Consider the following 2,649-nt stretch of genomic DNA (forward strand, 5'->3'; position numbering starts at 1 on the left):
TAACGACCCCGTAACGCCTGCCTCCTATCGTGGGGATGTTCGCTCCCCTACTCCACCGGAGGCAATCGCCCATGTACTTCGGAGACTGGCTGGCCCGCTGGGCCATGTACACGCCGGAAAAGACCGCACTCGTCTGCACGGCGACCCACCGCCGCATCACCTACCGCGCGTTCCACCAGCGCGTGGACCGGCTGGCCCGCGCATTGCACCACGACCTTGGCATCATCAAGGGCGATCGCGTCGCCGTGCTGGCGCACAACTGCGTCGAGACGCTGGAGCTGTTCTTCGCCGTCGGCAAGCTCGGCGCGATTCTCGTGCCGGTGAACTGGCGCCTCGCTGCCGCCGAGGTCCAGTACATCCTCGGCGACGCCGCTCCCAAGGTGTTGTTCTTTGGGCCGCACTTCGAGCAAACCGTCCATGCCGTCACCAGCCAGCTCGCGATCCCGCACATCGTGCCCTACGAGGCCGGTGCCGGCGAGTCTCATTACGACGGTCTGGTGGCCTCTGCCAGCGAGGCGTCGCTGCCCGAGACCCCCATTTCCCTGGACGACCCGCATCTTGTGCTCTACACCTCCGGCACGACCGGGGCCCCCAAGGGCGCTGTCCTCACGCACGGCACGATCACCTGGAACGCCATCAACACCCAGGTGGGCTGGGACCTTCGCCACGATGACGTCACGCTGACGCACACGCCCTTCTTCCACACGGGCGGCTTCAACGTGCTGACGACGCCCCTGATCCACCGCGGCGGGACGATCGTGCTCATGCCGCAATTCGAGGCGGCGCGCTCGCTGCAGCTGATCGACGAGCACCGCATCACGGTGGTTTTTGCCGTGCCGACCATGTTTCAGATGATGCTGGAATCCCCCGGCTTCGCGACGGCCGACCTGTCCTCGCTGCGCTTCTTCATTTCGGGCGGCGCCCCCTGCCCCGTCTCCCTGATCGAGGCCTATGCGGGCCGCGGTCTGACCTTCAAGCAGGGCTATGGCCTCACGGAGGCAGGCCCCAACTGCTTCACGCTGGACGCCCGCGATGCCGTTCGCAAAGCTGGCTCGGTCGGCTTTCCCAACATGCACGTCGACGTCCGCATCGTGGACGACCACGACCAGGACGTTGCCCCGGGCGAGACCGGCGAGCTGCTGATCAAGGGGCCGCACGTCTTTCCCGGTTACTGGAACAACGAGACGGCCACGCGCGCGGCCTTCACCGGCGGTTGGCTGCGCACGGGCGACCTGGTCCGCCGCGACGCCGAGGGCTACTTCTATATCGTCGACCGCAAGAAGGACATGTTCATCAGCGGCGGTGAGAACGTCTATCCGGCCGAGATCGAGAACGTGCTGGCCCGCCATCCGGCCATTCGCGAGGCGGCCGTGATCGGGGTGGCGGATGCGAAGTGGGGCGAGGTCGGCCGGGCCGTCGTGGCCCTGCACACCGAGGGCAGCCTGAGCGAAGCCGCGGTGCAGGCCTACCTGGGCGAGCACCTGGCCCGTTACAAGGTGCCCAAGTCCGTCGTGTTCGTGTCGGCTCTGCCGCGCAACGCCACCGGCAAGGTCGTCAAGGGCGATCTGCGCAAGGTCCACGGCGAAGCAACCCCGCCACGCGAGACGCGTGCCGAATTCCCCCAAGCCCCTGCAGGGGCCCTCTAGAAAGTGACTCTGGTGATGAGACTGCAAGAACAAGTCGTACTGATCACGGGCGCCGGCCGCGGCATCGGCGCTGAAACGGCCCGCCTGATGGCCTCGGAAGGGGCCCTGGTGCTGGTCTGCGACCGCGATGTGGATGCCGCCGAGCAGACCGCCGCCGCGATCGCGGCCGGTGGGGCGCGCGCCGAGGCCTTCGCCCTCGACGTGACCAACCGGGCGGTGGTGGACCATGTGGTCGCCGAGGTGTTGGGCCGCCACGGGCGCCTCGACGTGCTGATCAACAACGCCGGTATCACCTTGGACGCCACCCTGGCCAAGATGACGCTGGAACAGTTCGATCGCGTGATCGACGTGAACCTGCGCGGCGTCTTCCATATGACCCAGGCCGTCGTGCCCGCCATGGTGGCCGCGGGCCGGGGGCGCATCATCAATGCCTCCAGCGTGGTGGGGCTGCACGGCAACTTCGGGCAGACCAACTACGCCGCCACCAAGGCCGGCGTGATCGGCATGACCAAGTCCTGGGCCAAGGAACTGGCGCGCAAGGGCATCACCGTCAACGCGGTCGCGCCCGGCTTCATCCAGACCGACATGACCGCGGCCATGCCCGAGAAGGTGCTGACCATGATGTGCGAGAAGACCCCGCTGGGGCGACTCGGCCAGGCCGCAGACATCGCCAAAGCCTACATGTTCCTGGCCTCGGACGATGCCGCCTTCATCACGGGGCAGGTGCTCAGCGTGGACGGCGGTCTGGTGCTCTGAGCGCCGCGCCAAGCCCGTCCCCGATCGCCCCGGTTGTGTTCTTCAGGAGGTTCCCCGTGTCTCCCGCCAGCCCCAGCCCCTATCGTTTCGTGGTCGAAACCCTCTTGTTTCTGACTTACGCCGTCTTCGGCCTTTCCTGGATCGCGATCACCCCGCTGGTGGGCGACCTGCAGGCCGAGTTTCACGTGACCGGCGCGCAGCTCGGTCTGCTGACCACCATGGTCTCGGTGGCCAAGGTGGTGGCCCC

The 2,649-nt window shown here is 67.2% G+C and carries 3 protein-coding genes; all 3 read left to right on the forward strand.

The genetic code is table 11. From position 1 onward, the window contains the following. Positions 1-71: 71 nt before the first annotated feature. Positions 72-1,646, forward strand: a complete 1,575-nt coding sequence (locus VKP62_09815; GenBank protein ID MEB3197486.1) for a long-chain fatty acid--CoA ligase — start codon at positions 72-74, stop codon at positions 1,644-1,646. Positions 1,647-1,661: 15 nt separating this feature from the next. Next, positions 1,662-2,402 carry a 3-oxoacyl-[acyl-carrier-protein] reductase gene (fabG, locus tag VKP62_09820; protein MEB3197487.1) on the forward strand — a complete coding sequence of 247 codons (741 nt, stop codon included), beginning with the start codon at positions 1,662-1,664 and terminating at the stop codon, positions 2,400-2,402. Between the two features lie 56 nt (positions 2,403-2,458). Beyond that, the coding region (locus VKP62_09825) for a hypothetical protein (protein MEB3197488.1) at positions 2,459-2,649 on the forward strand (191 nt) is incomplete at its 3' end.

Source organism: Candidatus Sericytochromatia bacterium (assembly GCA_035285325.1).
GTDB lineage: Bacteria > Cyanobacteriota > Sericytochromatia > S15B-MN24 > JAQBPE01 > JAYKJB01.